The organism is Rhodococcus oryzae (genome assembly GCF_005049235.1).
GTDB classification, from domain to species: Bacteria; Actinomycetota; Actinomycetes; order Mycobacteriales; family Mycobacteriaceae; genus Rhodococcus_G; species Rhodococcus_G oryzae.
On the sequence record NZ_SUMD01000004.1, the window covers coordinates 369,163 to 396,065 of the forward strand.

Genomic DNA, 26,903 nt, shown 5'->3' on the forward strand with positions numbered 1-26,903 from the left:
CGTGAAGTGGATGACGTCCGAAGGGTGCCTTCCGTGAGGCACAACGTCGGCAACCTACCGGTGGAATTGACCAGTTTCATCGGCCGGCGCCGGGAGATAGCCGGGGCGAGGCGGCTGCTGTCGACTTCACGGTTGGTGACGTTGACCGGGGTCGGTGGAGTCGGCAAGACCAGGCTGGCTGTGCGGGTTGCCGAAGATTCGCGGCGGTCATTCGCGGACGGGGTCTGGTTGGTCGAACTCGGCGAGCTGCATGATTCTGAGTTGTTGGCGGAGACCGTCGCCGCCGCGCTCGGGCTACCGGATCAGCGGGGACGGTCGTTGTCTGGATTGCTGGTGGATCATCTCGCCACTAGGCAGACGTTGGTGGTACTGGACAATTGCGAGCACCTGCTGGGTACCGTCGCGGTGTTGGTGGGGACTTTGCTGAGGGGGTGTCCGGAGCTGCGGCTCGTGGCCACGAGCCGTGAGGTCCTCGCGGTGGACGGGGAGCAGGAGTTGCGGGTACCGCCGTTGACGGTTCCGGACGCCGACCACCTCCCGCCTCTTGAGGCGATGCCCCGGTACGAGGCGGTTGCACTATTCGTCGCCCGAGCCTCCGCCGCTGTGCCGGACTTCGCACTCACCGTGGCCAATTACGGGGCGGTGGCGGCAATCTGCGGCAGGCTGGACGGACTTCCGTTGGCGATCGAGTTGGCGGCGGCGCGGATGCGTGCGATGTCTGCCGACCAGATCGTGCAGCGTTTGGCCGATCGCTACCGACTGCTGACCGTCGGGCCCCGGGGCGCACCGACACGGCAACAGACGTTGCGGGCGTGCGTGGACTGGAGTTACGAGCTGTGCGGGGCGCGGGAGCAGAGGCTGTGGGCCTGGCTGTCGGTGTTTGCCGGCAGTTTCGAGTTGGATGCGGCCGAGGAAATCTGCCCCGAGGAACTCGTCGCGGGCGATCTACTCGACGGGGTGACCTCCCTCGTGGACAAGTCGGTCCTGATCCGTGAGCAGCTCGCGGAAGTCGTGCGTTTCACCATGCCCGAGACTATCCGCGAGTACGGCAGTGACAAGCTGCGGGAATCCGGCAACTATCCGACGGCCCAGCGACGGCATCTCGCCTGGTATGAGCGGTTGGTGCTGAGGGCGGAGTCCGAGTGGATCAGTGACCACCAGGTGGACTGGATCGTCCGACTCAAACGGGAGCAGTCGAACCTGCGGGACGCACTGAAACACAGCCTGACCGACTCGGTCGCCGATGGTGATCCCGGTGTCAGCGCACGGATGGTCAGCGCTTTGTACCTGTTCTGGACGTGCCAAGGCCTGTGGGCGGAAGCAAGGCATTGGTTGGACCGCTCCCTGGCACGCTCCGATACCGAGCAGGCGTCGGAACGGCCGGTCATCCTCTATGACGACAGCTTGCTGGCGGGAATGCAGGGCCGGCTCGACGAGGCGGCGGCCCGGGTGGCGCAATGCCAGACGCTCGCGGAGCAGCGGGGGGATGCGGAGTCACTCGAAGTCGTCAACTATGTGACCGGCTTTCTCGCATTGTTCGGAGGAGACCTGACCGGCGCAGTGGTATCTCTCCAGTCCGCGGTCACGAGCACCGGTGCACTGTCAGAAACCGAAACCGGCATGAAAGCGGCGCGGCTGATAAGTGGCCTCCTCGGGCTCGCGGCCGCGAGTGGACTGCTCGGCGACGGGAAGACGGCGGTCGCCTGTTACGAACAGGTGCTCGACATCACCACGCCTCGGGGCGAGACCTACTACCGTGGGTACTCGTTGTGGGCCGTCGGATTGACGGCGCTGCGGTCCGGAGACACCGATCGTGCATCCACCTTGTTGGAGCAGGCGTTGCGACTGACCCGGCTGGTCAACGACCCGTTCGTGACAGGCTGGAGTATAGAGTCGTTGGCCTGGATCGCGATACGAGAGCGGAGGGCGACGAGCGCCGCCGTCCTGATGGGTGCCGCCAACACGCTGTCGCGAACGGTGGGCGGCGCCTCGGCAACCCTCCCGCACCTGATCAGCAAGCACGACGAGTGCGAGCAACTCGCCCGCGACGCACTCGGGAATCGGGCCTACGAGAAGGCCTTTCAAGTCGGTGCCGCCATGGGTCTGGACGAATCGGTCGCATATGCGCTCGGGGACCAGGCCGCCCAAGCCCCGACGAGGCCAGCGGCTTCCGTATTGACTCGGCGCGAAACCGAGGTCGCGAACCTGGTCGCGGCAGGGCTGACGAACAGGGAGATCGCCGCCCGGTTGGTGATCTCACCCCGCACCGCCCAGGGCCACGTCGAACGCACCCTGTCCAAGCTGGGGTTCACCTCGCGAACACAGATTGCGGCCTGGGTCGCCGAGGACCAGCAGGCTCCGGACCTCTGATCGACATGCAGGTATTCACCATTCGTCGCGGATGTCGTCCGCGACGCCCAAATGCTCGCACAGCCGCCGAATCGCGCTGCAGTCCTGCACCATCGGCTTCCGGTCGCTGTCCGCGGTGACGTCCGCGATGATCGTCCCCGCGCCGGTGATCTGTTCCTGCTCGAGGATGGCCCGCCAGGTGGTGAGGTCGCTCGCGGTGAACGCGTCCACGCCCTCGCGTAGACCCTCGAGCAGGGTGTGCCGGTCGTCTGCATCGAGCGTGTCGTACACCAGCGTCACGAGGTCGCCGGTGATGGACGAGTGGCACTGCTCGTCGCGACGGTGCAGCGCCACGGTCGCCCGGTTCAACGGCTGCACCCCCTCGTCCTCGGTCATCAGGCCCAGGTAGGCGCTGATCGATGTTTCGGCGACCGTGGTGTAGGCGAGCGTCGTCAGCGCCGCGGCCCGCGGATCGGTGTGGCCGGCCACGGCCGCGTGGTGGCGGCGGACCGTCTGGGCCGCGGGCAGCGTGTCTTCGCGCAACGGCCACCCGCGATGCCGGCGCGTCGCGGCGCTCGCGTTGAGGTGCATCAGGGTGTGGTACTCCTCGTCGACCATCGACTGCAGCGCCGCCGCGCGGTGGCCGTCGCCGAGCCCGGTGCCGAACGCGTCGTGGGAGAGCAACTGGAAACCCGGGTTCACCACGAACTGCTCGATGTCCATCACGTTCTTGTTGTAGGCGATCCACCCCCAGGCCCGCAGCCGGTCCTTCTTCGACTCGTCCAGGCAGCGGTACAGGTCGTGCTCGCGGAACGGGAGCAGCGCCTCGGGGAAGTCGGCCTTGGCCGGGTCGAAGAAGTCGTCGAGCTCGGGTTCGACCCTTCGCACCGTGGCTCGGCGCGGCCAACTCCTGACCAGGCCGCGGATCACCGCGCTCTCGACCGGATTCGACTCATCGCATTCGGGCAGGGAGGGCGGCGACAGCAGGCTCTCGTACCCGAATGTCTCGCTGCCGTGTACCTCGAACGGACCGGTCACGACTCGATCACCTCCGATCGCACCGATACATCCTCGGATGCCAGGCCGTGGAAGATCTCCGCACACAGATCCCCGTACCGGCGGGCGTGGTCGCCGAGGGGTCGACGCGACGCGGCCACCAGTTCGTCGAAATCGTCCTCGGTGCCGTGCTCGACCACCGACGACAACCGGGTCACCGCCGCCGCCAGCGCGTCGCGTGCCCTGCCCGCCAACGGATTCCCGGCCTGGACGTCGCGGTACACGGCCGGGTTCCCCAGCCCGATCCGGGCCAGCAGCGCCAGCGCCACCGTGTGCGGCGGGGTCGCGTTGGCGGACAGTTCCTCGCTCGTCACGTCGAGCTCGGTCAGCGCGAGGCCGAAGGCCAACACCGCGGCGTGCGTGAGCGCCTGTGTCGCCGCGACGATCCGATCGTGCTGATCGGGTGCGAGCCGGACGATCTCGGCCCCCCATCCGGACAGGGACGCGAGGAACCGGTCGACCTGGTGACCCCCGCAATACGTGACCGCGGCCACCGGCCTGCCCGCCATACCCAGGTCGGGGGCGAACATCGGGTTGACCCCGACGGCCGCGATGCCCGGCGCGGAGTCCGTGAGCGCACGTGCGAACCGCGACTTGACCGACAGCGTGTCGACGAGCAGGGCGCCGGGGGAGAGGAGCCGGGGGAGAGCCGGGGCGGCGGCCAGCGCGACCGTCTCTGGCACGGCCAACACCACCAGGTCGGCGGAGCGCAGGGACGCGACGAACTCCCCGGTCGGGGCCGTGAGGTCAGCGGCCATGGCGTCCGCGTCGGTGATGGTGTCCGTTCGCGTCGCGCAGCGGGGATCGGCCACCAGGACCTGGATCCCGTCGCCGCGCAGCAACGCGACCAGCATCACGCCGACCGATCCCGCACCGCCGACGACGACGGCGGTGCGGAACTGCGACGACGCTCGCGCAGATCCCGTGTCGATCACGGTCCGGCCTGGTCCTGATGGTCGGTGTTCATCGACAGGCAACGTTTCATGGTGACGGCCTTGACCATCGTCTCCTCGTACTCCTCGTCCGGGTCGGACATCGCCATGATCGCGCCACCCGCACCGAACGTCACCTCGTCGGCGGTGGCGACCAGGGTCCGGATCACGATGGAGAAGTCGGCGGTGCCGGTGAGCGAGAAGTACCCGATGGCACCCGAATAGACCCCGCGCGGGCCGTCCTCGAGCTTGTCTAGGATCTCGAGGGTGCGCACCTTCGGCGCCCCGGTCATCGATCCGCCGGGGAAGGTCGCCCGGATGCAGTCCACCACCGAGACACCCGGCCGCAGGGTGCCGCGGATGGTCGAGACCAGTTGGTGCACGGGCGCGTAGGTCTCGACGTCGAACAGCTTCGGGACGTGCACCGAGCCAGGAACGCACACACGGGACAGGTCGTTGCGGACCAGGTCGACGATCATCAGGTTCTCGGCGCGATCCTTCTCGGCCTCACCCAGGTCGCGACGCAGGGCCTCGTCGGTATCCGGCGAGAACGACCGCCGCCGGGTGCCCTTGATCGGCTTGGACTCGATCACCCGGTCCGCGCCGATCCGGAGAAAGCGCTCGGGCGAGGCGCTCAGGACCGAGATTCCCGAGAACTGCAGGAGCGCGTTGTACGGGGTCGGGCTGATCTCGCGTAGGCACGCATAGCGGTCCAGTGGGTCGATCGGCCCGTCGACGGTCCCGGTGTTGGTCAGGCACACCTCGTACGACTCGCCGGAACGGATCTCGCTGAGGCACTGCTCGATAAGCGCGAGATAGGCATCCCGGCTGTGCCGGAACCGTGGCTCGTGGTCGGCATCGAGATGAACCAGCGGGGGTGGGGTCGGTGGCTCGTGGGGGACCACGTCGAACTCCGACAGCGCGGCGGCCGTCTCAGTCAACCAGCGGGCACCCTCCCGGTCGCCGGAACCGTCGTCGAGCGAGAGCAGATAGCAGCAGTTGGCCTCGTGGTCGAGCACCAGGGCCCTGTCCGCGAAGACGACGGCGGCGTCCGGGTTCGGCGAGGCGTGGACGAGCTGCCCACAGGTGTCCGCCTTCAGCTCGTAGCCGAGATACCCGACGTAGCCGAGGCAGAAACCGAACGGGAGGTCGGGGCGAGGGGCAACCGCGCGAGCACGCAACTGCTTCTCCATGTAGTCGAAGAAGGTGCTGTGGACCTCCCGTTCGAGCTTTCCCTGCCTGTGCACCCGAACCGCGGTCTCGGTGACGCTGTAGGTGACGTACTCGGCCAGGGGACCGGAGCAGTCGCCCATGACGGAGAACCGCGAGTCCGGCTCGAGTGCCGCGCTGCCGTCCAGCCAGAAGCTGTTCGGGCCGTGGACGAACAGCGCTTCGTAGACCTCCTTGGGATCGAGCGCCCGGTCGATGCGCATGCTGTCGACGCGATAGCGGGGTTCGGCAAGCGGCAGCGGTATCGGGCGCGCCGTCGCCCGGCGGGAGCGCGCCCGCGGGGTCAGGTCCCGGAAATTGGTCAGCAGCGCACGGCCGTGATCGGTACAGATGGACTCCGGGTGGAACTGGACGCCCCAGAGCGGCCGCTCCCGGTGACGCACCGCCATCAATAGGCCGTCGCGGGTGTGGGCCAGCGCCTCGAGTTGATCGTCGAGATCCTCGACGATCAGGGAGTGGTACCGGACCGCGCGGAAGGGCGACGGGATTCCCGCGAACAGTCCGTCCCCCGTGTGATGGACCTCGGAGACCCGCCCGTGCATGGGGATCGGCGCGGGCAGGACCGGGCTGCCGAACAGGTGGCACAGCCCCTGGTGCCCCAGGCACACGCCGAGAACGGGCAGATCGCCCTCGGTGATCGCAGCGGCGCTGATGCCGAAATCCCGATCCCGGTCCGGCCTTCCCGGCCCCGGCGAGATGACGATGTTGTCGTGGTCGGCCAGGTTCACCGACGCCCAATCGACGTCGTTCGACACCACGGTCGGCGGTACGCCGTTCACCTCAGCCAGCAGACTGTAGAGGTTGTAGGTGAAGGAGTCGTAATTGTCGATGAGGAGCGTTCGCATCGGCGTCATGGGCGTCAGCCCCCACGTCCAGACGGCCCGCTCGCACCCTCGGGCTCGGATCCGTCCGCGTCGATGATCAGGTCCTCGACCCGGCAGGTCTCACGGATCAGCAGCTCGTAGAGCGAACGAAAGAAGTCAGGGGACAGCTCGTGCTCGACCGCATAGGTCTGCGCGCGGTCCTGGACCACCCCGATGCGCTGCGGCTGCATCATCGGTATGGAGTTCCGCCTCTTCAGCCGGGCGATTCGGGTACACACCTCGATGCGTGCGCGGACGTCCTCGAGCAGGTGCCGGTCCACGTCGTCGAGCTCGGTTCGCAACACCTCGAGCTCGCGCTGCGCCGCCGAGAATCCGTTTCCGGCCCCGTGGGAACCATTCGACGTGTCCATCCGCCGCCGCCTTAGCAATCTGGGCTGATCTGCACCGACTCCGGTCGATGCACGCCAGCCGAGGTCCGTCAGCCTCGAGCAGAACTCCGGGTAGAGAATCTTCCAATCTTCTCACGGGGGAATACGCCCTAGCCACCCTTTTAATCGAATCCTCGATCCCCGACGTTACCCATTTCCGGGTCTGCGCCGCGGCCGATGCGGTCTCTCTTGGGTTGCTTTTGCCGTCGCCTCAGCTCGACTCGCCGGGACGCAGTTCGGTGGCGGTGAGACCCGCCTCCGCCATCCGACGGACGAACTCGGCGCCTGGCCCGTAGAAGCGATCGGGGCGCACGGAATCGAACCCCATCGGCCAGAGCGTGCCGAAGTGCACCGGGATCGCGGTGCGGGCGCCGACCGCGACCGCCGCGCGGACGGCCGCCGCCGGGTCGAGGTGCCCCGGTCCGAGACTCGGCCCCCACCCGCCGACCGGGATGAGCGCCAGATCGCACTCGGGGATCCAGTCCGACATCGATCCGTACAGCGCGGTGTCCCCGGCGAAATACGTACGCCCCTCGCCCTCGATCACGTAGCCGAGCGCCCGCACCCGGTGCGGCCCGCGGGGCCAGCGTCGACCGTCGTGTTCGGCCGGGACGGCGCGAACCAGCACCCCGCCGATCCGCACCTCGTCGCCGGGACTCACCTCGATCAGCCGATCGCCGAACGCCCGGAGCCCCGACACCTGGCCGACCGCGCCGGTGGGAACGAGGATCGGGACATCGCCGCCGATCAGCCTCAGCGAGGGCAGATGCGTGTGGTCCGCGTGCAGGTGGGACAGCACCACCGCATCCGGGAGCAGGGGAGTGCCGAGCGGGTTGGGCCCACGCCTGCGCCGCAGGTGTGCGACCCGGTCGGTGAGGATCGGGTCGGTGAGGATGGTGGTCCCGCGGTCCGTGATCGAGACGGTGGCGTGCCCGTGCCATCGGGCCAGCGGTGTTCGATCAGACATGGCACCCACGATCCCAGACGAGCCGATCCGCCGCCCGGCGAGCGATCAGCCCACGACGTCCGCGCGGCGGGCACCCGCGGCATCGGTCCTGACGAATTCCATCGCGTCCTCGACGGATCCGAACTTCAGCATCGCGATGTCGAGGGCATAGTTCTGGTACAGCCGCCACGGCTTCTTCGATCCCTGTTTCGGGAACTCGTGGATCGAGCGCTGCACGTACCCGGACGAGAAGTCGATGATCGGCATCGTGGTGATGGACGGATCGACATTGCGGGGCGTGCACTGCCGGTAACCGTTGGCGGCCATGTGATTGAGCAGCCTGCACACGTACTCGCATGTCAGGTCGCACTTGAGCGTCCACGACGCATTGGTGTAGCCGATGCAGCTGGCGAAATTGGGGACGTCGCTCAGCATCATCCCCTTGTAGCTCAGTGCCTTTGCGGCATCGACTGGGGCGCCGTCCACACTCAGCTCGACCCCGCCGCCGACGATCAGCTTCAGCCCCGTGGCCGTCACGATGATGTCGGCCGCGAGCTCCGTCCCCGACGCGAGGCTGATGCCCCGCTCGGTGAACGTCTCGATCCGATCGGTGACGACGTCCGCCCGGCCGTTCCGAATCGCACTGAACAGATCGCCGTGCGGCACGAAACACATGCGCTGGTCCCACGGGTCGTAGCGAGGCGTGAAGTGGGCGTCGACGTCGAACCCGGCTGGCAGCTGCGCCCGCACCTGCCTGCGGAGCAGCCTCTTGACGACGCCGGGCGCCCGGCGGCTCATCGTGAAGAAGAGCATGAAGCGCAGCACGTTCTTCCAGCGGACGATGCCGTAGGCGAGCTTCGACGGCAGGACAGCGCGCAGCCGGTTGGCCATCACGTCCTCGTCCGGCACGGACAGGACATAGCTGGGCGAACGCTGCAGCATCGTGACGTGGGCGGCGGACTCCGCGATCGCCGGGACCAGCGTCACCGCGGTCGCGCCGCTGCCGATCACGACCACGCGTTTGCCCGCCCAGTCGATGTCGTCCGGCCAGTGCTGCGGGTGCACGACCCGGCCCGCGAACCGGTCGACCCCCGCGAACTCGGGGGTGTAGCCCTCCCGATAGTCGTAGTAGCCGCTGCACATGAACAGGAAGTTGCACGTGAGACGCACGATCTCGGCGGTGGGGCCACGCTGCGCCTCGACGGTCCACCTGGCGTCCTCGCTCGACCACTCCGCGCGGGCCACCCGATGGTCGAACCGGATCCTCCGGTCTATTCCCTGCTCCTGCGCGGTGGCGCGGACATAGCTGAGGATCGACGGGCCGTCGGCGATCGACTTCGCGTCCGTCCACGGCCGGAACGAGTACCCGAGGGTGTACATGTCGGAGTCCGAGCGAACACCGGGATACCGGAACAGGTCCCAGGTCCCGCCTATCGCGCCGCGCGCCTCGAGGATCGCGTACGACTTGTCCGGACATCTCGCCTGCAGGTGGTACCCGGCCCCGATCCCGGACAGGCCGGCACCCACTATCAGGACGTCGAAATGGTCGATCGCCATGGCTGCCACCGCTGTCGTGGGGAGTGTTCCACCTCGAACCTAGCACCGCGCCACACTGCGATCCGGCCCGTTGGACACCTACGATCCAGGTGAATGGAGGTGTGCATGCGCACTCTGGGATCGGCGGCCCGTACCGTCACCGAGTTCCTCGTGCTGTGGCTGATATCCGCCGCGGCGCTGATGATGATCGACGCGGTCCTACCCGGCGTCGAGTTGGCCAGTACCGGTGCGCCGGGCCCACTCGGATCGGCTCCGAGCGCGCTGGCGCTGGCCCTGCTGTTCGGCCTGCTCAGCACGGTGCTCTGGCCGATCCTGCTGAGGGCCATGCTGTGGGTCGGACCGGCGCTGCTGTTCCTGTTCGCCTTCGTCGGCAGCGGCCTGATCATGCTGCTCTCCGTGCGCATCCTGCCGCTCGCCACGGCGGAGAGCGTCACCGACATCATCATCCTCGCGGTGCTGTTGTCGCTGGTGAGCTCGGCGGTGTCCGGTGCCATCGCTTCGCGGCGCGACGACACCTACCGCATGATGCTGGTGCGTCGACAGCGGTTTCGATTGCGCCGCAAGAGGTCACCCGACGGCGGCTCGGATCGTCCGGGTCTGCTGTGCATCCAGATCGACGGGCTGGGTCACAAGGTGTTGCAGCGCGCGATGCGATCGGGGGTGGTCCCCACCCTCGCCGCGATGGTCCACGACGAGTCCCACCGACTGATGCCATGGCACACCGACTGGAGCAGCCAGACCGGTGCCAGCCAGCTCGGGATCCTGCACGGCAGCAACCACAACGTGCCGGCGTTCCGGTGGTACGACAAGGCCACCAAGAGGATTGCGGTGTTCAGCAATCCGAGCGACAACGCCGAACGCGAGCGTGAACGCGCGTCGATACCCGGACTGCTCGCCGACGGGGGAGCGAGCCGCGGCAACCTGTTCTCCGGCGGCGCCGAGGACAACGTCCTCGTGGTCAGCCGGATGAAGGGCGCCCGGATGGGAGGCGGTGGCACCGGATATGCGGACTACTTCATCGATCCGGCGAGCGCGGTCCGTACCTTCATCCGACTGGTCGCCGAGGTGTTGCGCGAGATCCGCCAGGCCTGGCACCAGCGCAGACGGGACATCCGGCCGCGGGTGCGCCGCGGCGGGATCTATCCGCTGGTACGGGCCTTCACGACCGTCGTCGAGACCGATGTCGTGGTTGCCGCGGTGATCGGCGACATCATCAAGGGCCGCAACGTGATCTACGTCGACCTCGTCGGCTACGACGAGGTCTCGCACCATTCCGGGGTGGAACGGCCGGAGACCCTCGCGGTGCTGCGCAAGCTCGACGCGGAGATCGGCATGATCGCCGCCGTCGCGGCGCAGGCCGACCGGCCGTACAACATCGTCGTCCTCTCCGATCACGGCCAGAGTCAGGGCGAGACGTTCACCGGCCGCTTCGGCGAGACCCTCGAGGCCCTGGTCCTGCGGGAGTGCGAGGCCGGTCGGCCGCAACCCCAGCACGGTCGGTGGCTGCACCACGACAAGGACGTCCCGGACGTCGGCGCGCAGGGCCGAGGCGCGGAGGGCCTCGGGTACGCCGCCGCGAGCCTGCGGGCCACGCCACCGCCGGACCGGGTCACCGCGCCGCCCGAGCGGCCGGTGGTGCTCGCGTCGGGGAACGTCGGACTGGTGAGTTTCCCGCTCGCCGCCGGCCGCGCGACGATGCGCTGGATCACCGAGCATCATCCGTCCCTGTTGCCCGCCCTCACCACTCATCCCGGGGTGGGGTTCGTCCTCGTGGCCCGCGAGGGCAAGGGATCGATCGTGCTCGGCGCGCACGGCAGCGTGGAGGTCGACACCGGTTTCGTCGCGGGCCAGGATCCGTTGGCGGACTTCGGCCCCGGCACGCTCGAGCGGATCCGCAGGACCGACGGCTTCGACAACGTCGCCGACATCATGATCAACGGCCGGTACTGGCCGGACACCGGCGAGATCGCGGCGTTCGAGGAACAGGTCGGCTCGCACGGGGGGCTCGGCGGTCCGCAGACCCGGCCGTTCCTGCTCTATCCCGCGCACCTGCCCGAGCCGCCCGACGAACTGCACGGCGCGGAGCAGGTACACCGGGTGTTGAGCGGCTGGCGCGACCTCGCGGCGGCCGAGGCACGCGCCGGCCTCGGCTAGTCCTCGGCCGGACCCGCCTGGCCGCCGTCCATCGACTGGCGGAGCGCGTTCATGACGCTGGCCAGGGCGGGCGAGTCCGCGCCGCCGGTCCGCACCACCCCGCACACCGGGATACGGAGCCGGTTGTTGGCCTCGCGCATGAAGCAGAGCCCGGTTCGGGGCGTCTCGGCCGCCGTGCTCGCGTACAGCACGGTCCACGCCCGCGGGTTGGTGATGACCTCGAGCGTCGCGGCGTGGTCGCTGGCGATCGACGGCCCGAGCGAGACGCGGCGCCCGATCTCACGGAACGCATCCTCGACCACGGTGTGCAGCAGCACCTGGCTGCTGCGCGGCGGGAGCAGCAACTGATACGGGGCGAGCTCGCCCAACTCGACCGTCGAGAACGCGGACAACGGGTGTCGGCGCGAGGTCACGATCACCAGGTCGTCGACGCCGAGCCGCACCGTCTCCAGGCCCGGCCGATCCGCCCGCCCGCGGATCAACGCGATGTCGGCGTCGCCCGATGCGACCGCGTCGATACGCTCGGTGAAACTCTTGATCACGAACTCGATGTCCACGTCCGGGTGCGACTCCCGCACCCGGGCGATCGCGTCGAGGCTCTGCGCCGCGAAGCTCATGTTCGCGGTGATCCGGATCCGGTTCCTTGGTTCGCGCACGACGGAGTACGCCTTGGTCTCCAGGCTCAATACCTGCTGGGCGATGGGGATCAGGCGGGACCCGGCCGGGGTCAGCCGCACCACCCGCGTCGACCGCTCGAACAACGGTGCGCCGAGCTCCTGCTCGAGGCGGGTGACCTGGTGGCTGACGGCAGATTGCGAGATGAAGCACCGTTTCGCGGCCCGGCTGAAGCTCAGCTCCTCGCTGACGGCCAGGAAGTAGCGCAGCTGCCGAAAGTCCATGCCCACATTCTATTCATTAGCAATCCAGATAAGAGAATTCTGGATACCCGGAGCTAGCTGGCGAAACACCGGAATACATCCCTACGGTGTAACTCATACATCAGATCTACGCGGGAGGTTGTCGTGGTCGACGCAGGGATGGACCGGACCGAGGTCGTCATCGTGGGCTCGGGGTTCGGCGCGCTCGCGGCGGCGAAGAAGCTGGCGAAGGCCGGCACGCCGTTCGTCCTCATTTCCGAGACCACTGAGCACCTGTTCCAGCCGCTGCTCTACCAGGTGGCGACCGGCGTGCTCTCGGCAGGCGAGATCGCGCCCTCCATCCGGGCGATCCTCGCGAAGTACCCGAATGCCGACGTCCGGCTCGGCCGGGTCGTGGACGTGCACGCCGACGCGAAGGAACTCGTCTACGAGGCCGCGGGCGAGCGGCACACCCTCGGATACAACTTCCTCATCGCCGCCACCGGAGCGCGCCAGTCGTATTTCGGCCGCGACGAGTTCGCCAAGGTCACCTACGCGCTCAAGACCGTCAACGACGCGAAGCGGCTGCGCGACCAGATCGTGCGCTGCTTCGAGGAGGCGCACACCACCACCGACCCGGAGCGCGCCAAGAACCTGCTCAGCTTCATCGTGATCGGCGCGGGCGCGACCGGCGTCGAGCTGGCCGGCCAGATCAAGGAGCTCGCAGGCCGCTACTTCGAGCAGTCGATCCGCGGCATCACCGCCGACGACGTCACCGTCACCCTTGTCGAGGGCGCCGGTGTCGCGATGCCCGCGTACGGCGGCAAGCTCAGCGAGTACACGAAGGCCTCGCTGGAGAAGTCGGGCGTCGAGGTGGTGCTGAACACGCTGGTCACCGACATCGACGAGCACGGCGCCACCTTCAAGGCGCACGGCAGCGAGGCCGGGGTGCGGCGCACCGCCGAGACCATCGTCTGGTCGGCGGGCGTGCAGGCCAACGACTTCGCGGGTGTGCTCGCCGAGCGCACCGGCTGCGACACGGACCGGGCGGGCCGGCTGCTGGTGAACCCGGACCTGACGGTCGGCGGCCGCGCGGACATCTTCGCCGTCGGCGACATGACCTCGCTGAACAACCTGCCGGGCCAGTCCCCGGTTGCGATGCAGGGTGGACGCCACGTCGCCAAGACCGTGCTCGGCAAGACCCCGCGCGGCACCGCCTTCAAGTTCCGCGACAAGGGCTCGATGGCGATCATCAACCGCTTCCGTGCGGTGACCAAGGTGAAGAGCATCGAGCTCACCGGGTTCATCGCCTGGGTGCTGTGGCTGGCCGTGCACATGGTCTACCTGGTCGGGTTCCGCAACCGCTACATCGCGGTGATGTCGTGGTTCGGCTCGTTCCTCGGCCACCGTCGCCCGCACTTCCACTACGCGCAGGAGCCGTCTCCGGTGGGAACGGTCGAGGCCGACGACGAGGTACCGGTCGCCGCGTAAGCGGGGTGTGACCGTCGGGGTCGGACGCGCGGCGCAATAGGCTGAATGCGCCCGCGCGTCCCGACCCCCGAAAGACACTGATGGACACCACCTCTCCCACCCTCGTCGGCGATCTCCGGGCGAGCACACAGCGCCGCACGCTGATCGTGGTGGTGACCTCGCAGATCCTCGGTGGCGCCGGACTGGCCGCGGGCGTCACCGTCGGCGCGCTGCTCACCAAGGAGATGCTCGGGTCGAGCCGATATGCCGGCCTGTCCTCGGCCCTGTTCACCCTCGGGTCCGCGGCAGCGGCGCTGCTCGTCGGGCGGGTCTCGCACCGCCTCGGCCGCAGGAGCGGGCTCAGCATCGGATACCTCGCGGGCGCGGCCGGCGGCGCCGGGGTGGTCCTCGCCGCGGTCATGGACAGTCTCCCGCTGCTGTTCGTGTCCATGTTCGTCTACGGCTCCGGGACCGCAACCAACCTCCAGGCCCGGTACGCGGGAACCGACCTGGCCGAGGCCTCGCATCGGGGCCGGGCGGTCAGCACGATCATGGTCGCGACGACCTTCGGCGCGGTGGCGGGGCCGAACCTGGTGGAGGTCATGGGCGACCTCGCGGACGGCTGGGGCATCCCCGTGCTGGCCGGCCCGTTCATCCTGTCGTCGGCCGCATTCGCCGCCGCGGGCATGTTCCTCTGGGCGTTCCTCCGGCCCGATCCACTGCGCGTCGCGCGACAGCTGCAGTCCGAGCCGGTCGGGGCCGGCGGGGAGGCGCCGCCGGAGCCCGACCGGGAGACGCAGCGCCGGGGCATCCTCGTGGGTGCCACCGTGATGGTCGTGACGCAGATCGTGATGGTCGCGATCATGACCATGACCCCGATCCACATGATGGATCACGGACACGGCCTCGGACAGACCGGGATGGTCATCGCGATCCACGTCGCGGCGATGTTCCTGCCGTCGCCGCTGACCGGCATGCTCGCCGACCGGTACGGACGGATCCCGGTCGTGGTCGCGGCCGGTGTCACCCTGCTCGCGGCGGGCATCCTCGCGGCCCTGGCACCCTCCGATTCAGTCGTGCTGCTCTCCGTCGCGCTTGGTCTACTGGGGCTCGGCTGGAACTTCGGGCTGATCAGCGGCACCGCCATTCTCACCGACTCGACCCCGCTCGCCACGCGGGCACGCACCCAGGGTTCGGTCGACCTGTGTATCGCGCTCGCCGGTGCAGGCGGCGGCATCGTGAGCGGGATGGTGGTCGCGTCGAGCAGCTTCGCGGTCCTCTCACTCGGTGGCGGACTGATCGCGCTGGCGCTGATCCCCGTCCTCGCGTTGAACCGCAGACAGGCGCAGGCGATACCGGAACCCGCTCGGGCCGGCACCACGTCGTGACCTCGGACTGACCGCAGACACCGTCAGGGCATCCGCAGCCGGGGCACCGGCGGGACCCAGTCGGGATCGCGGGTCGTGACCGCGAGCTCGTCGATCACATGGGTGGACCAGGCCAGGAGCCCCGTGATGTCGAGCGCGTGCGGCGGCCGGTCCTCGTACGACCCGACCAGGTCCCGTCCCCGCCGCAGCCGGGCCGCCGCCACCAGGGACTCACCCCGGACCGCCCGCTCCAGGCCGTCCGCCAGCTGCCACAGGCCCTGCCAGAGTTCCAACTCCTCCGGGGGCGCGAGTGCCGATTCGGCCTCCAACAGGTCCCGCGCCCGCGCGGGATCGCCGTGATCCATCAGTCGCTGCGATTCGGTGATCGCGGCGCCGAGGTCGAGCTGTGGCCCCCAGGAAACGTCGGCCATGTACCGAATCTAATCCCTCCGGCTCGCCACGACCAGGGCCCAACTGGCACCCGCACCGCGCGAAGAGAGTGTCACGAAAGGGTCCGGCGCAACCCGACAGGCGGGACGGCATGAGTGACCTTCGTCACATTCAGGTAACGAAATGGATACGTTTCGAGATGTTTAGATCTCGGTCGTGACCTGCAGGGGAGTCGGCGACAGCCCCCGAATCTGGACGGGTGTCCGTGCGTCGGGCCCGCCATCCGAGGGGTGCGAGGGCCCCCGAACTGCGGCTACCGTCGCTTCCGGTTCACAAACGAGAACCACCACCGGCTCGCCCACCTTCGCGAACTGCCCAGCGGGATCCGGTCCGACGCAACACATCAGGGCAGTGACGAGGCCAACATCGCCGCGGGGCCAAGACCCCGCCGCCGCCTCGGATGCAGGAGAGGACCCATCACATGTCGATCAACCATGCACGCCGCACTGCCACCAAGACCCTCGGCTGGATCGCCGCGACCGGCGCCCTCGTCGCCGTCCCGCTGGGACTGGCCGGCGGTACCGCCAACGCGGCAGGTCACAATTGGGACGCGGTCGCCGAGTGCGAGAGCAGCGGCAACTGGGGCATCGATTCGGGCAACGGATTCTCCGGCGGCCTGCAGTTCACTCCGAGCACCTGGGCCGCCTACGGTGGCCAGGGCCACGCCGCGAACGCCTCCCGCGAGGAGCAGATCCGCGTCGGCGAGAACGTGCTCGCGGGCCAGGGCCCGGGCGCATGGCCCGTGTGCGGCCAGTACCTCTGATCCAACCCCGGTTGCCGCTCGGGATCCCGGGCGGCAACCCCGACGGGCACCCCGGTGCCTGTGGGCGTGTGACGGCGATCCGACCCGCTCAGGCTCGGTGCTCCCTATCCGGCGGCTCGATCCGCTGCGTGGCATCGGGGTCGATGTCGTCGGCCCGTTCGAATTGCCCGTCGAGTTCCTCGCGCGACTTGGCCGCATCGGTCGACCGGGCTCGAGCGCGTTCCTGTAGCCGCTCGGCTTCGGCCCGCTTCGCGTCGGCCTCCGCTTCGGCCATCCGTGCACGTGCGGCAGTCTCGTCCGCGAGCGCCTCTTCTTGACCGACCTCGTGAGATTGTTCGGTGGCCCGCTCACGAATCTCCTGCGCCTCAGCGCGTTGATGCCGCGTCCGCGCATTCCTCGCGAACCAGAGCGCCACGGCCACGAGCACCACGATCGCCGCGATCACGACGATCCAGATGACGACGTCCCTGTCCATGTCGATATGCCTCCTCGTACCGGGTCCACCCTCGATCCCAGGATTGCCCGTCGCGGCCCAGCTCAAACCCTTCGGACGGGACCGCGGCGGTCCGGATCCGGATCGGTTTCGGGATCCGCCGGGATGGGAACACCCCTGCCATGAGCAGGCGGAAACTACGAGCGCATGACAGCGCGGATTTCGACGTGAGCAGCGACCCCGGCTTCCGGCGCTACGTCGAGGCGGTTTCCGCCGCGGTCGGGGCGGATCACGAGCACGTGCACGTCGCGTTCTGCTCAGAAGGACCGGAGTCGGAGGCCTACATAGCGTTGCCTCGTCAGCGGGATGTCTTCCCTGTACGGGAGGCCGCGCTGATCTGGGTGCCATCCGGCGGATGGCAGCTCGCGGTCGAGACCTCCTCGACCGAGGACATGATCATCCTCGGGAGCACGACCGGAACCCCGGTTCCCCAGCCGAGTGCGGTGCGGGCGCTGTGCGAGGACTATCTACACCCGAGCCCGCGATGACCGGGCGCCGTCACTCGACGGTGAGCATGTCGCCCGCGCGGGTGACCACGTAGCCGGCAAGGGCCTCCCGGGCCGGAGTGCGGACCACCGAACCGTCGGCGATCGAGAAGCGGCTGCCGTGGCAGGCGCAGTTGATGGTGCCGTCGCTCACCTCGGAGACGAGGCACCCCTGGTGGGTGCACACCGCCGCGAACGCCCGGAAGACGCCCGGTTCGGGCTGGGTCAGGACCAGCTGGTGCTCGGCCAGGACGATCCCGCCACCGACCGGGACCTCCGACGACGCGATGCGCGCCGGTTCGGCGCTCCGGTCCTTACCGACGGCCGCCACCCCGGTTGAGCAGCCCGCGACGGCCAGGCAGCCGGTCGCGCAGGTGGCGGCCAGGAAGGCTCGGCGGGGAATCGCCACGGCCTGGTCGACCTCGGTCATGCGGGAACCACCAATCCGGTCAGGTACATCAGCAGGATTCCTGCGCCGATTCCGGCCAGGACCACCGGGTCCACGGCCGCACGATCACGGCCGCGCAGGGACGGCGCGATCTGGACGATCACCTGGATGATCGCGCCGACACCGACGCCGAGCAACAACGCGGAGACCTCGGCGTTGCTGACGCTCGCGCCGAGGACGGCCCCGAGAATGGCGGGCGCCCCGGCGAGGAACCCGAGTCCCAGCAGGATAAGCAGGGGAGTGCGTCGCCCGGTCATTGGGGCGACGATGGCCAGTCCCTCGGTGGTGTTGTGCAGGGTGAACCCGATGACCAGGAACGCCCCGAGGGCCAGCTCACCGACCGCATAGGCGGATCCGATAGCCAGGCCCTCACCGAGATTGTGCAGCCCGATACCCGCCGCGATCATGGCCGACAGCCGCAGCCCGGACGCTTCCGCTCCCGCCTGCCGGGCGCGCAGATACCGGTCGATTCCCATCAGTGCGAGGAAGGCGACCGCCGCGCCGAGGACGACGAGGGTGACGCCACCGAATGCCCCACCGGAGGCCGCAGCCAGCTCGAACCCCTCGCCCGCGCCGTCGAAGGCGAGGAAGGCGAGCAGGCCGACCGTGAGGGCGAGCACGAACCGGACCGCGCGGGCTCCGGCCCGACGCAGCACCGGCAGCAGCAGCATGCCCAGCAGTACCGGGATGACCCCCACATAGATGCCCAGCAGCGCCATCGTCCCGAAGAACGCCGCCCCGGGTTCCGGGGTGGGTACCGCGGCGGGGATCTCGTGCTCGATGACCAGCCCCGTGTTGGTCAGCATCGAGACCAGATAAGGCTGACCGGTGATCCACGGGTAGTCGAAGGTGATCGTCTCGGACTGCAGCCGTCCGATGGGTTCCTCGGCGCCGTCGAGGTTGACGTAGGCGTCGTTGACGAACGCCTGCGCGATGGTCACCGGATCGGGCCCGACATTGCGCAGTGTCAGGACGATCTGCCCGGGTTCGAGGACAGTCCGTTCGATCGCGATGTCCTCGATCGGGGGTCCGGCGCGCTCCGGCAGGCTCTGCCCGGCGAGCAGGGCCAGCGCGGCAAGGGCCACCGCGATGATCGCGACGACGCCCGCACCGCGGATCCACGCGCCCGACCGGGTCAGCTCGCTGCCGTCGGCGCCGGTTTCGTCCGGCGCCGGTCGCGGTGGCGTGTTCGTCACTCGGTCACCTCGAAGAATCCCATCCAGCCCAGGTCGGCGAACTCGGTCTTGTGGGCGTGGAACATGTACCGACCCGGATGCGGGAAGCGCATCTCGCAGATCCCGCGCTGGCCCTGCCCCTGGATGATCGTGTCCGTGAACTCGGCCGGCTCGAGCCGTGTCCCGGTGGGGAAGTAGTCGAAGAAGTTGCCGTGCACGTGGAAGCTGTTGATCGGGTCGTACTCGAGGATGTTGACCAGGTAGATGCGCACCAGTTCTCCGCGCTTCACCTGCACCGGCTCGTGCATGTAGTGGAACGGGATGCCGTTGACGGCGTACAGCTGGTTGCCCTCGCCGTCGAAGGTGGTGTTGTAGCCGTGCATGACCATCACCATCTCGTCGGCAGGCGGGCGTCCCTGCGCGGGATCGATGATGAAGGTGCCGTACATGCCGCGGGCGATGTGCTCGGCCAGCGGGCTGACGTGGCAGTGGTAGAGGTGCACCCCGAACGGGGTGGCGTCGAACTCGTAGGTGAAGGACGCGCCGGGTTCGATGATGCCCCGGCCCACCCCGGGGATCCCGTCCATCTCGGCCGGGTGGATGCCGTGGAAGTGCATGGTGTGCGGGTGCTCGGACCCGTTGGTGAAGCGCACCCGGAGCCGCTCGCCCTCCCGGCACCGCAGCGCGGGGCCCGGCACCCGGGAGTTGAAGGTCCACGCCGGGAAGTGCACCCCCGGCGCGATCTCGATCTCCTCGTCGCTGGCGAATATCTCCCACTCGCGCAGCGTGCGCCCGTCCGGCAACACCGAGGTCGTGCCATAGTCGAAATCGCGCAGCATCGCGGTCGGGTGGAACCCGTTCGCCTCGTGGTCGACCTGTTGGCCGAGACGGAACGTGGCCCCGCTCTCCCCGCCGCCGTGGCCGGCGGCCGCCGTGCCATGCGCCTGCCCCTCGGCGGCCCCGGACCCGTGGCCGCCGGGATGCGGCGACGCCGACGCCTGCGGCTGCTTGCCGGCGCCCAGCAGCAGCCCCGCCGAACCCGCCAGCGCCCCACCGATCAGCAGCTGACGCCGCGACGGCGCGCCCGCCGAGTCGCCCTCGATCGGGGCGTCGGGCGTTGCGCGCGCATTATTTCGCATGATCACATCCCAAAGTTTGTCATACCGAACTTAAGTGTTCATACCATCCTCATCACGCATGACCCCGGGATCGATACAGGCTGTTGTGAATACAGATGAATCTGTAGTATTGACGTATGGACACACTGGTGAACAGCGACGCACTATCGCGGTTCGGATACGCGCTGTCGGACTCGACTCGGTCGCAAATCCTCTTGAGCCTGCGCAACGGGCCCGGATACCCCTCCGATCTCGCCGACAAGATCGGCGTCTCCCGACAGATCCTGTCCAACCATCTCGCGTGCCTGCGCGGCTGCGGCCTCGTGATCGCGGTTCCGGAGGGCCGCCGTAGCCGGTATGAACTGGCGGATCCGCGGATCGCCAGGGCGCTCGAGGACCTGGTCGGCCTCGCCCTCGCGGTCGATCCGTCGTACTGCCCCGACGCCGCGACCGAGGAATGCTGCTGATGGCGCCGAACCTCGGACTGCCCACGACTCGCCCAAAGCCCGGGGCGTCCGCACCCGACGAGGCCCGCAAGCGGGTCCTCTCGCGCCGGATCCGGCTGTTCGTCGGCGCCACGATCAGCTACAACCTCATCGAGGCGGCGATCGCGCTGACCGAGGGCACCCGGGTCTCGTCGGCGGCGCTCATCGGGTTCGGCCTCGACTCGGTGATCGAGGTGTCCTCCGCGGCGGCGGTGGCCTGGCAGTTCGCGGGCCGCGATCCCGAGGCCCGCGAGAAGGTCGCGCTGCGGATCATCGCCTATTCCTTCTTCGCCCTGGCCCTCTACGTCAGCATCGACGCGCTCCGGTCCCTGTTCGGGCTCGGCGAGGCCCGCCACTCGACCGTGGGCATAGTGCTCGCCGCCGTGAGTCTGGCCGTCATGCCGGTCCTGTCCTGGGCGCAGCGGCGAGCCGGACGCGAACTCGGGTCGCTCTCCGCGGTGGCGGACTCGAAGCAGACCCTGCTGTGCACCTACCTGTCGGCGGTGCTGTTGGTCGGGCTCGCCCTCAACAGCCTGTTCGGATGGTCCTGGGCCGACCCGATCGCGGCCCTCGTCATCGCCGTCATCGCGTTGAAGGAAGGCATCAACGCCTGGCGGGGCGATCCCTGCTGCCCGAACCCCGCGGCCGGACGTCCCAGCGACGACACGACCGACCCCGACTGCGACTGCTGCGACTGACCACCGAGAGCCAGGAGACCCCGATGCGCGCCATCACCCCACCCGCCCGAGCGATGTACGACCGCGAGATGGCCGCTGGCCGGACCGCGCCCACCGCGCAGGAACGGTGGCGGCACCTCGAGCGCGCACACATCATTTCGCAGCCCCACCCCTGGTTGCACACCCGCAACCATGTCGCGATGCTCGCACTCGCGCTGACGCAGCGGGACCGGGGAGAGTCGCTCGGCCAGGTCATCCGGATCATCGTGGCGGCCCCTGGCTCGCTGTCCGGACGCTACCCGGAGGGGAACACCGGGCGGGCATCCGCGGGACTCACGACCCCCATGCCCATCCCTGACGACCTGGCCGAGATCATCTCTCCGGAATGAACGACCAGCCCGGTTCGCCGCGCATCGGGAGCACACCGCCGAGCGGTGCCCTCGCCGAGTGCGCCGAGGGGCCGTGCGCATCGACAGCCGACGGGCGAATCGCGCTACGTCGCCGAGCAGTACGTCGACCGCGATGCCTGCGACGCGCACTTCGCGCCGCCGTACGTGAGCGGCCTGCTGTCCCGGTTCCCCGAGCTGTTGGCGGGAAAACCCCAGGTCGAGTACGCGGAGACCGTCACCTCGTTCGTCGCCTGATACCTCGGCCGGGCCTGTCAAGGGGTGTCCTGCGGGGCGCCCCCTGGACCGGCCTGTGTGATGTGCCTCACACGCAAAGCAGGCATGTACCCGGGTAGTCCGACCGTTGTCGCGTACCCACCCCCGCGGGCAATGTGACAGGCACGGGGCGAAGGTTACGAAGGTGAGGTTTCCGCGATGTACCAACACCAGCTGCTGCACCCGCGCGTGACGTGTCGGGTCGACGAGATCGGCCGGCGAGACACGCGTACCGGGAGAGGTGAGGTACCTGGGGAAGCCGCGCCCACCACGGCCCCGTCGTCGGGATCAGGTTCGATCGTGTCGTGGATGGTGGTCGAGCCCGCACTGAACGAGGTGGACGCGGAACCGATGCCGACCACGATCGCGATCGTCGATCTCGACAGCGGCGGACGGATCTACGCGTCGATCGAGGGCGAGGTCCTGGTTCGGACGGGCCAGCGGGTGCGCGTGCTGCTCCACCCGGCAATCCGGGGTGCGAGATTCCCGCTCCGCGGCGTGGTCGGCTCGATCGCCTGCGATTGCCGGCGGGAGAGGGCACAAACTCACGAACCACCACCCCGACACCAGCACACGCACAACGCAGGCGACATCCTGGAGTGGTTCTTGCGGCGACGAAGCTGGACCACCTGGGCGCGCACGACCGAGGTAGGGAGGTCGCGATGATGTGGAGCCCATGCGCACTCGCGCGGCGTTGGCCCGAGTTGTGGGAGCCGTTGAGCGAAGCGGACCGGTGGGTGCTGTCGCAGACGCTGGCAGACGAACATTCCGAGGACGTGAGCCGCGAGGAGGTCGCGGATCTGGCTCGGTACCTGGCCGGAGACATCACGGCTGACGAGTATGAGCTGCGGGCAGCCTGGCGACAGCTCGGCGCGGAAACCGTGCAGCTCGATCGCGGTGCGGTCGGCCCGCTCCGCCTCGACACCGTCGCCTGAGCCGCCGCCGCGCCGGGGAGCCGGACGCGTTTGGGGCGGGACGCCCGCGGTGCTAGGCAACTCCGGCGGGACGTGCCACGATCGTGAGGTGACCAGCCGAGCCGCCGAGCCACAGCGTCTACGTGATCTCGCGCGGCTGCGCGGCGTCCGCGACCGGATGGATCGGGAGTACGCGCAGCCTCTGAACGTCGAGGCGCTCGCCCGCGACGCGCATATGTCGGCCGGACATCTCAGCCGCCAGTTCAGGCTCGCGTACGGCGAGTCGCCGTATTCCTATCTGATGACGCGGCGCATCGAGCGCGCGATGGCACTGCTGCGTCTCGGCGACCTCAGCGTCACCGAGGTCTGCTTCGCGGTCGGCTGCTCGTCCCTGGGCACCTTCAGCACGCGATTCACCGAATTGGTCGGTATGCCGCCGAGCGCCTACCGGGACCAGACACGCCCAGAGGGGGAGATGCCGTCCTGTGTCGCGAAGCAGGTGACCAGACCGATCAGGAATCGAGAAGCGCAGGCGGTGTCACCCCAATTAGCGTGACTGCCATGGACATCAGAATTCACTCGGCCTTCCTCCCACACAACGACCGCGACGCGGCCCTGACCTTCTACCGCGACACCCTCGGCTTCGAGGTCCGCAAGGAGGTCGGCTACAACGGGATGTACTGGATCACGGTGGGACACCCGGACCAGCCCGACACCTCCCTCGTCCTGCACCCGCCCGCCGCCGACCCCGGCGTCACCGACGACGAGCGTCGCATGATCACCGAGATGATGGCCAAGGGGACCTACGCGATCCTCACCCTGTCCACCCCCGACCTGGACGACACCTTCGGCAAGCTGGTGGCCAACGGCGCGGACATCGTCCAGGAACCGATCGATCAGCCGTACGGCATCCGCGACTGCGCCGTGCGGGACCCGGCAGGGAACCTGCTCCGAATCAACGAGGTGCGCTGACATGACTTCCATCAAGCCCATGACCACCATCAAGTCCGTTGTCCTCGAGGTGCCGGATCCCGCGGCCGCCGAGGCCTTCTACGCCGCATTCGGCGTCGGCGACCACGTCGGCGTACGCGCCTCGGAGGCACCCACCACCGGCTTCCGCGGCTACACCCTGTCGCTCGTGGTGTCCCGGCCGAACATCGTCGATGCCTTCGTCGGGGCCGCCCTCGACGGCGGCGCCACCACCCTGAAGCCGGCCAAGAAGGGGTTCTGGGGCTACGGCGGCGTCGTGCAGGCCCCGGACGGCGCGATCTGGAAGATCGCGACGTCGTCGAAGAAGAACGATGGACCGGCCACCCGGCAGATCGATGACATCGTGCTGTTGCTCGGCGTCGAGGACGTGAAGGCGACAAAGCAGTTCTACGTCGACCGGGGGCTGGAGGTGGGGAAGAGCTACGGCCGCAAGTACGTCGAGTTCGCCACCGCGCCGTCGAACGTGAAGCTGGCGCTCTACGGCCGCCGCGCCCTCGCAAAGGACGCGGGTGTGTCCCCGGACGGAAACGGCTCGCACCGGATCGTCATCGGCAGCGATGCCGGACCCTTCGTCGACCCGGATGGCTTCGCGTGGGAGACCGTGCCCGGGAGCGCGTGATCGGTGGAATGCAAGGACAACGGTCGCGACGGCGGCCAGACAGAAGGGGAACGATGAGCTCTGCCACGAGGACCGTTACGCAGTCGCCCGAGCTGCACGCCGCCGACAGCCACGACCTGATCCGCGTGACCGGCGCACGGGAGAACAACCTCAAGGACATCAGCGTCGAGCTCCCGAAGCGGCGGCTGACGGTGTTCACCGGTGTCTCCGGCTCGGGCAAGAGCTCGCTGGTGTTCAGCACGATCGCCGCGGAGTCGCAGCGGATGATCAACGAGACCTACAGCTCCTTCGTGCAGGGCTTCATGCCGACCCTGGCGCGGCCGGAGGTCGACGTCCTGGAAGGGCTGACGACCGCGATCATCGTCGACCAGGAACGAATGGGGTCGAACCCCCGGTCCACGGTCGGCACCGCCACCGACGCCAACGCGATGCTGCGCATCCTCTTCAGCCGGCTCGGGCAGCCGCACATCGGCTCGCCCCAGGCTTTCTCCTTCAACGTCGCCTCCGTCAGCGGTGCGGGCGCGGTCACCATGGAGAAGGGCGGACGGGAGGTGAAGGAGCGTCGCAGCTTCAGCATCACCGGCGGCATGTGTCTGCGCTGCGAGGGCCGGGGCAACGTCTCCGACTTCGACCTGACCGCGCTGTACGACGACAGCAAGTCGCTGAACGAGGGTGCGCTGACGATCCCCGGCTACAGCATGGACGGCTGGTACGGCCGCATCTACCGTGGCTGCGGCTTCTTCGACCCCGACAAGCCGATCTCGAAGTTCACGAAGAAGCAGGTGAACGACCTGCTGTACAAAGAGCCGACGAGGATCAAGGTCGACGGCGTCAACGTGACCTTCGAGGGCCTGATCCCGAAGATCCAGAAGTCGTTCCTGTCCAAGGACCGCGAGGCGATGCAGCCGCACATCCGGGCGTTCGTCGACCGCGCGATCACGTTCCAGACCTGCCCCGAGTGCGAGGGCACCCGGCTCAGCGAGGGAGCTCGATCCTCGAAGATCGAGGGCAAGAGCATCGCCGATGCCTGCGCGATGCAGATCAGCGATCTGGCCGACTGGGTGCGGGGTCTCGACGAACCGTCGGTGGCTCCGCTGCTGACCGCGCTGCGGCACCTGCTCGACTCGTTCGCGGATATCGGGCTGGGGTACCTCTCGCTGGACCGACCGGCAGGCACGCTGTCGGGCGGCGAGGCGCAGCGCACCAAGATGATCCGACACCTCGGCTCGTCGCTGACCGACGTCACCTACGTGTTCGACGAACCGACCATCGGCCTGCACCCGCACGACATCGAGCGGATGAACGCCCTGCTCCTGCAGCTGCGCGACAAGGGCAACACCGTGCTCGTCGTGGAGCACAAGCCGGAGACCATCGTGATCGCCGACCACGTCGTCGACCTCGGCCCCGGCGCTGGCACAGCGGGCGGCACCGTCTGCTTTGAGGGCTCCGTCGAGGGGCTGCGGGGGAGTGACACCACGACCGGCCGCCACCTCGACGACCGGGCGGCGGTCAAGGAATCGGTGCGTTCCTCGACCGGCGCCCTGGAGATCCGCGGCGCGACGTCGCACAACCTCCAGGGTGTGGACGTCGACATCCCACTCGGGGTGCTCTGCGTCGTCACCGGCGTCGCGGGCTCCGGCAAGAGCTCACTGATCGACGGCTCGGTGTCCGGACGGGACGGGGTGGTCTCGATCGACCAGGGCGCGATCAAAGGCTCCCGGCGCAGCAACCCGGCGACCTACACCGGGCTGCTCGAGCCGATCCGCAAGGCGTTCGCGAAGGCCAACGGCGTGAAGCCGGCGCTCTTCAGCTCCAACTCCGAGGGCGCCTGCCCCACCTGCAACGGCGCGGGCGTCATCTACACGGACCTGGGCGTCATGGCCACCGTCGAATCCCCCTGTGAGGAGTGCGAGGGGAAGCGGTTCCAGGCGTCGGTGCTCGAGTACACGCTTGGCGGCCGGAACATCGCCGAAGTGCTCGCGATGCCGGTGGCCGAGGCGGAGGAGTTCTTCGGGGGCGGCGAGGCCAAGATTGCCGCCGCGCACAAGATCCTGCAACGGCTCGCCGACGTCGGGCTCGGCTACCTCAGCCTCGGCCAGCCGCTCACCACGCTGTCCGGCGGCGAGCGGCAGCGACTCAAGCTCGCCACCGCCATGGCCGAGAAGGGCGACGTCTACATTCTCGACGAGCCGACGACCGGGCTGCACCTTGCCGACGTCGAGAACCTGCTCGGCCTGCTGGACCGCCTCGTCGACTCCGGAAAGTCGGTGATCGTGATCGAGCACCACCAGGCAGTGATGGCGCACGGCGACTGGATCATCGACCTCGGTCCCGGCGCAGGCCACGACGGCGGCAAGATCGTTTTCGAGGGCACACCCGCCGATCTCGTCGCCGCCCGCTCCACCCTCACCGGCGAGCACCTCGCGGCCTACGTCGGCGCCTGACCGGCACCCT

Annotated in this window: 28 protein-coding genes; 16 read left to right on the forward strand and 12 right to left on the reverse strand. The window is 68.7% G+C overall.

Translation table 11 applies throughout. From position 1 onward, the window contains the following. Positions 1–33 precede the first annotated feature (33 nt). Positions 34–2,370 (forward strand): ATP-binding protein, encoded by a 2,337-nt coding sequence (locus tag FCG67_RS10690; protein ID WP_246044994.1) that lies wholly within the window; start codon positions 34–36, stop codon positions 2,368–2,370. Positions 2,371–2,385: 15 nt separating this feature from the next. Here the strand turns inward: FCG67_RS10690 and FCG67_RS10695 are convergent, their stop codons facing one another. The 6 genes from FCG67_RS10695 to FCG67_RS10720 all read right to left on the reverse strand — a co-directional run bounded on the left by FCG67_RS10695 (position 2,386) and on the right by FCG67_RS10720 (position 9,322). Then, on the reverse strand, positions 2,386–3,336 hold the full coding sequence (locus FCG67_RS10695) for an AurF N-oxygenase family protein (protein WP_136909934.1): 951 nt from the start codon (positions 3,334–3,336) through the stop codon (positions 2,386–2,388). A 47-nt stretch (positions 3,337–3,383) separates the two neighbouring features. Further along, the gene (locus FCG67_RS10700; RefSeq protein WP_136909936.1) at positions 3,384–4,259 is read right to left on the reverse strand and encodes a prephenate dehydrogenase/arogenate dehydrogenase family protein; all 876 of its coding nucleotides are present in this window, start codon (positions 4,257–4,259) and stop codon (positions 3,384–3,386) included. Between the two features lie 77 nt (positions 4,260–4,336). Next, the gene (gene pabB / locus FCG67_RS10705) at positions 4,337–6,421 is read right to left on the reverse strand and encodes an aminodeoxychorismate synthase component I (RefSeq protein ID WP_136909614.1); all 2,085 of its coding nucleotides are present in this window, start codon (positions 6,419–6,421) and stop codon (positions 4,337–4,339) included. 5 nt (positions 6,422–6,426) lie between these two features. Beyond that, a complete protein-coding gene (locus FCG67_RS10710; RefSeq protein WP_077041694.1) occupies positions 6,427–6,801 on the reverse strand; it encodes a chorismate mutase family protein in 375 nt (124 codons plus the stop codon). A 229-nt stretch (positions 6,802–7,030) separates the two neighbouring features. Next, positions 7,031–7,786 carry an MBL fold metallo-hydrolase gene (locus FCG67_RS10715; protein ID WP_136909616.1) on the reverse strand — a complete coding sequence of 252 codons (756 nt, stop codon included), beginning with the start codon at positions 7,784–7,786 and terminating at the stop codon, positions 7,031–7,033. Positions 7,787–7,831: 45 nt separating this feature from the next. Further along, entirely contained in the window at positions 7,832–9,322 is a 1,491-nt protein-coding gene (locus tag FCG67_RS10720; protein ID WP_136909618.1) for a flavin-containing monooxygenase, read from the reverse strand. A 105-nt stretch (positions 9,323–9,427) separates the two neighbouring features. Between FCG67_RS10720 and FCG67_RS10725 the strand changes: the two genes are divergently transcribed. Continuing rightward, positions 9,428–11,476, forward strand: coding sequence for a phage holin family protein (locus tag FCG67_RS10725; protein WP_136909620.1), 2,049 nt, complete (start codon positions 9,428–9,430; stop codon positions 11,474–11,476). Here the strand turns inward: FCG67_RS10725 and FCG67_RS10730 are convergent. Beyond that, positions 11,473–12,375 (reverse strand): LysR family transcriptional regulator, encoded by a 903-nt coding sequence (locus FCG67_RS10730; protein WP_136909622.1) that lies wholly within the window; start codon positions 12,373–12,375, stop codon positions 11,473–11,475. The two genes, FCG67_RS10725 and FCG67_RS10730, sit on opposite strands and share 4 nt — an antisense overlap. 138 nt (positions 12,376–12,513) lie before the next feature. Between FCG67_RS10730 and FCG67_RS10735 the strand changes: the two genes are divergently transcribed. Together FCG67_RS10735 and FCG67_RS10740 are read left to right on the forward strand one after the other, a co-directional pair. After that, a complete protein-coding gene (locus FCG67_RS10735; RefSeq protein WP_136909938.1) occupies positions 12,514–13,824 on the forward strand; it encodes an NAD(P)/FAD-dependent oxidoreductase in 1,311 nt (436 codons plus the stop codon). A gap of 41 nt (positions 13,825–13,865) precedes the next feature. After that, positions 13,866–15,191 (forward strand): MFS transporter, encoded by a 1,326-nt coding sequence (locus FCG67_RS10740; RefSeq protein WP_281282330.1) that lies wholly within the window; start codon positions 13,866–13,868, stop codon positions 15,189–15,191. Between the two features lie 23 nt (positions 15,192–15,214). On the opposite strand, the gene FCG67_RS10745 is transcribed toward FCG67_RS10740, so the two are convergent. Then, entirely contained in the window at positions 15,215–15,601 is a 387-nt protein-coding gene (locus FCG67_RS10745) for a DUF309 domain-containing protein (protein ID WP_136909626.1), read from the reverse strand. Positions 15,602–16,041: 440 nt separating this feature from the next. On the opposite strand from FCG67_RS10745, the gene FCG67_RS10750 reads away from it, so the two are divergent. Then, on the forward strand, positions 16,042–16,383 hold the full coding sequence (locus FCG67_RS10750; RefSeq protein WP_136909628.1) for a transglycosylase family protein: 342 nt from the start codon (positions 16,042–16,044) through the stop codon (positions 16,381–16,383). 88 nt (positions 16,384–16,471) lie between these two features. On the opposite strand, the gene FCG67_RS10755 is transcribed toward FCG67_RS10750, so the two are convergent. After that, positions 16,472–16,858 (reverse strand): hypothetical protein, encoded by a 387-nt coding sequence (locus tag FCG67_RS10755; protein WP_136909630.1) that lies wholly within the window; start codon positions 16,856–16,858, stop codon positions 16,472–16,474. A gap of 185 nt (positions 16,859–17,043) precedes the next feature. On the opposite strand from FCG67_RS10755, the gene FCG67_RS10760 reads away from it, so the two are divergent. Beyond that, a complete protein-coding gene (locus FCG67_RS10760; protein ID WP_136909632.1) occupies positions 17,044–17,364 on the forward strand; it encodes a DUF6292 family protein in 321 nt (106 codons plus the stop codon). Between the two features lie 10 nt (positions 17,365–17,374). On the opposite strand, the gene FCG67_RS10765 is transcribed toward FCG67_RS10760, so the two are convergent. From FCG67_RS10765 to FCG67_RS10775, 3 genes are read right to left on the reverse strand one after another with little or no spacing between them, the layout of a single operon-like run. Then, entirely contained in the window at positions 17,375–17,791 is a 417-nt protein-coding gene (locus tag FCG67_RS10765; RefSeq protein ID WP_136909634.1) for a Rieske (2Fe-2S) protein, read from the reverse strand. Beyond that, complete coding sequence (locus FCG67_RS10770) at positions 17,788–19,005, reverse strand: ZIP family metal transporter (protein ID WP_425467816.1); 1,218 nt, start codon at positions 19,003–19,005, stop codon at positions 17,788–17,790. Before FCG67_RS10770 ends, FCG67_RS10765 begins: the two co-directional genes overlap by 4 nt. Further along, the gene (locus FCG67_RS10775) at positions 19,002–20,123 is read right to left on the reverse strand and encodes a multicopper oxidase domain-containing protein (RefSeq protein WP_136909636.1); all 1,122 of its coding nucleotides are present in this window, start codon (positions 20,121–20,123) and stop codon (positions 19,002–19,004) included. The genes FCG67_RS10770 and FCG67_RS10775 overlap by 4 nt, the downstream gene beginning before the upstream one ends. Positions 20,124–20,239: 116 nt before the next feature. Here FCG67_RS10775 and FCG67_RS10780 point away from each other — a divergent pair, with 116 nt between their 5' ends. The 10 genes from FCG67_RS10780 (at position 20,240) to FCG67_RS10825 (ending at position 26,893) form a co-directional block, all read left to right on the forward strand. Beyond that, positions 20,240–20,569, forward strand: coding sequence for an ArsR/SmtB family transcription factor (locus FCG67_RS10780; protein ID WP_136909638.1), 330 nt, complete (start codon positions 20,240–20,242; stop codon positions 20,567–20,569). Further along, positions 20,569–21,285 carry a cation efflux transmembrane domain-containing protein gene (locus FCG67_RS10785; RefSeq protein WP_136909640.1) on the forward strand — a complete coding sequence of 239 codons (717 nt, stop codon included), beginning with the start codon at positions 20,569–20,571 and terminating at the stop codon, positions 21,283–21,285. The genes FCG67_RS10780 and FCG67_RS10785 overlap by 1 nt, the downstream gene beginning before the upstream one ends. A gap of 23 nt (positions 21,286–21,308) precedes the next feature. Continuing rightward, positions 21,309–21,653, forward strand: a complete 345-nt coding sequence (locus FCG67_RS10790; protein WP_136909642.1) for a DUF3703 domain-containing protein — start codon at positions 21,309–21,311, stop codon at positions 21,651–21,653. A 45-nt stretch (positions 21,654–21,698) separates the two neighbouring features. Next, positions 21,699–21,908, forward strand: coding sequence for a putative quinol monooxygenase (locus FCG67_RS10795; protein ID WP_136909644.1), 210 nt, complete (start codon positions 21,699–21,701; stop codon positions 21,906–21,908). A 177-nt stretch (positions 21,909–22,085) separates the two neighbouring features. Continuing rightward, complete coding sequence (locus tag FCG67_RS10800) at positions 22,086–22,592, forward strand: OB-fold domain-containing protein (RefSeq protein WP_136909646.1); 507 nt, start codon at positions 22,086–22,088, stop codon at positions 22,590–22,592. Between the two features lie 50 nt (positions 22,593–22,642). After that, on the forward strand, positions 22,643–22,861 hold the full coding sequence (locus FCG67_RS10805; RefSeq protein WP_136909648.1) for a hypothetical protein: 219 nt from the start codon (positions 22,643–22,645) through the stop codon (positions 22,859–22,861). Between the two features lie 88 nt (positions 22,862–22,949). Further along, positions 22,950–23,396 carry a helix-turn-helix transcriptional regulator gene (locus FCG67_RS10810; RefSeq protein WP_136909650.1) on the forward strand — a complete coding sequence of 149 codons (447 nt, stop codon included), beginning with the start codon at positions 22,950–22,952 and terminating at the stop codon, positions 23,394–23,396. A 5-nt stretch (positions 23,397–23,401) separates the two neighbouring features. Further along, positions 23,402–23,812 (forward strand): VOC family protein, encoded by a 411-nt coding sequence (locus tag FCG67_RS10815; RefSeq protein ID WP_136909652.1) that lies wholly within the window; start codon positions 23,402–23,404, stop codon positions 23,810–23,812. Positions 23,813–23,831: 19 nt separating this feature from the next. Then, complete coding sequence (locus tag FCG67_RS10820; RefSeq protein ID WP_136909941.1) at positions 23,832–24,449, forward strand: VOC family protein; 618 nt, start codon at positions 23,832–23,834, stop codon at positions 24,447–24,449. 53 nt (positions 24,450–24,502) lie between these two features. Further along, positions 24,503–26,893 (forward strand): ATP-binding cassette domain-containing protein, encoded by a 2,391-nt coding sequence (locus FCG67_RS10825; RefSeq protein ID WP_136909654.1) that lies wholly within the window; start codon positions 24,503–24,505, stop codon positions 26,891–26,893. The last annotated feature ends 10 nt before the right edge of the window (positions 26,894–26,903 follow it).

Coding starts and splice junctions, on each gene's coding strand:
- FCG67_RS10700 (WP_136909936.1), bottom strand. CDS start 4,259: ATGCTGGTCGCGTTGCTGCGCGGCGACGGGATCCAGGTCCTGGTGGCC.
- pabB (WP_136909614.1), bottom strand. CDS start 6,421: ATGACGCCGATGCGAACGCTCCTCATCGACAATTACGACTCCTTCACC.
- FCG67_RS10710 (WP_077041694.1), bottom strand. CDS start 6,801: ATGGACACGTCGAATGGTTCCCACGGGGCCGGAAACGGATTCTCGGCG.
- FCG67_RS10715 (WP_136909616.1), bottom strand. CDS start 7,786: ATGTCTGATCGAACACCGCTGGCCCGATGGCACGGGCACGCCACCGTC.
- FCG67_RS10720 (WP_136909618.1), bottom strand. CDS start 9,322: ATGGCGATCGACCATTTCGACGTCCTGATAGTGGGTGCCGGCCTGTCC.
- FCG67_RS10725 (WP_136909620.1), top strand. CDS start 9,428: ATGCGCACTCTGGGATCGGCGGCCCGTACCGTCACCGAGTTCCTCGTG.
- FCG67_RS10730 (WP_136909622.1), bottom strand. CDS start 12,375: ATGGACTTTCGGCAGCTGCGCTACTTCCTGGCCGTCAGCGAGGAGCTG.
- FCG67_RS10735 (WP_136909938.1), top strand. CDS start 12,514: ATGGACCGGACCGAGGTCGTCATCGTGGGCTCGGGGTTCGGCGCGCTC.
- FCG67_RS10745 (WP_136909626.1), bottom strand. CDS start 15,601: ATGGCCGACGTTTCCTGGGGGCCACAGCTCGACCTCGGCGCCGCGATC.
- FCG67_RS10750 (WP_136909628.1), top strand. CDS start 16,042: ATGTCGATCAACCATGCACGCCGCACTGCCACCAAGACCCTCGGCTGG.
- FCG67_RS10755 (WP_136909630.1), bottom strand. CDS start 16,858: ATGGACAGGGACGTCGTCATCTGGATCGTCGTGATCGCGGCGATCGTG.
- FCG67_RS10765 (WP_136909634.1), bottom strand. CDS start 17,791: ATGACCGAGGTCGACCAGGCCGTGGCGATTCCCCGCCGAGCCTTCCTG.
- FCG67_RS10775 (WP_136909636.1), bottom strand. CDS start 20,123: ATGCGAAATAATGCGCGCGCAACGCCCGACGCCCCGATCGAGGGCGAC.
- FCG67_RS10780 (WP_136909638.1), top strand. CDS start 20,240: ATGGACACACTGGTGAACAGCGACGCACTATCGCGGTTCGGATACGCG.
- FCG67_RS10785 (WP_136909640.1), top strand. CDS start 20,569: ATGGCGCCGAACCTCGGACTGCCCACGACTCGCCCAAAGCCCGGGGCG.
- FCG67_RS10790 (WP_136909642.1), top strand. CDS start 21,309: ATGCGCGCCATCACCCCACCCGCCCGAGCGATGTACGACCGCGAGATG.
- FCG67_RS10800 (WP_136909646.1), top strand. CDS start 22,086: ATGTACCAACACCAGCTGCTGCACCCGCGCGTGACGTGTCGGGTCGAC.
- FCG67_RS10815 (WP_136909652.1), top strand. CDS start 23,402: ATGGACATCAGAATTCACTCGGCCTTCCTCCCACACAACGACCGCGAC.
- FCG67_RS10820 (WP_136909941.1), top strand. CDS start 23,832: ATGACCACCATCAAGTCCGTTGTCCTCGAGGTGCCGGATCCCGCGGCC.
- FCG67_RS10825 (WP_136909654.1), top strand. CDS start 24,503: ATGAGCTCTGCCACGAGGACCGTTACGCAGTCGCCCGAGCTGCACGCC.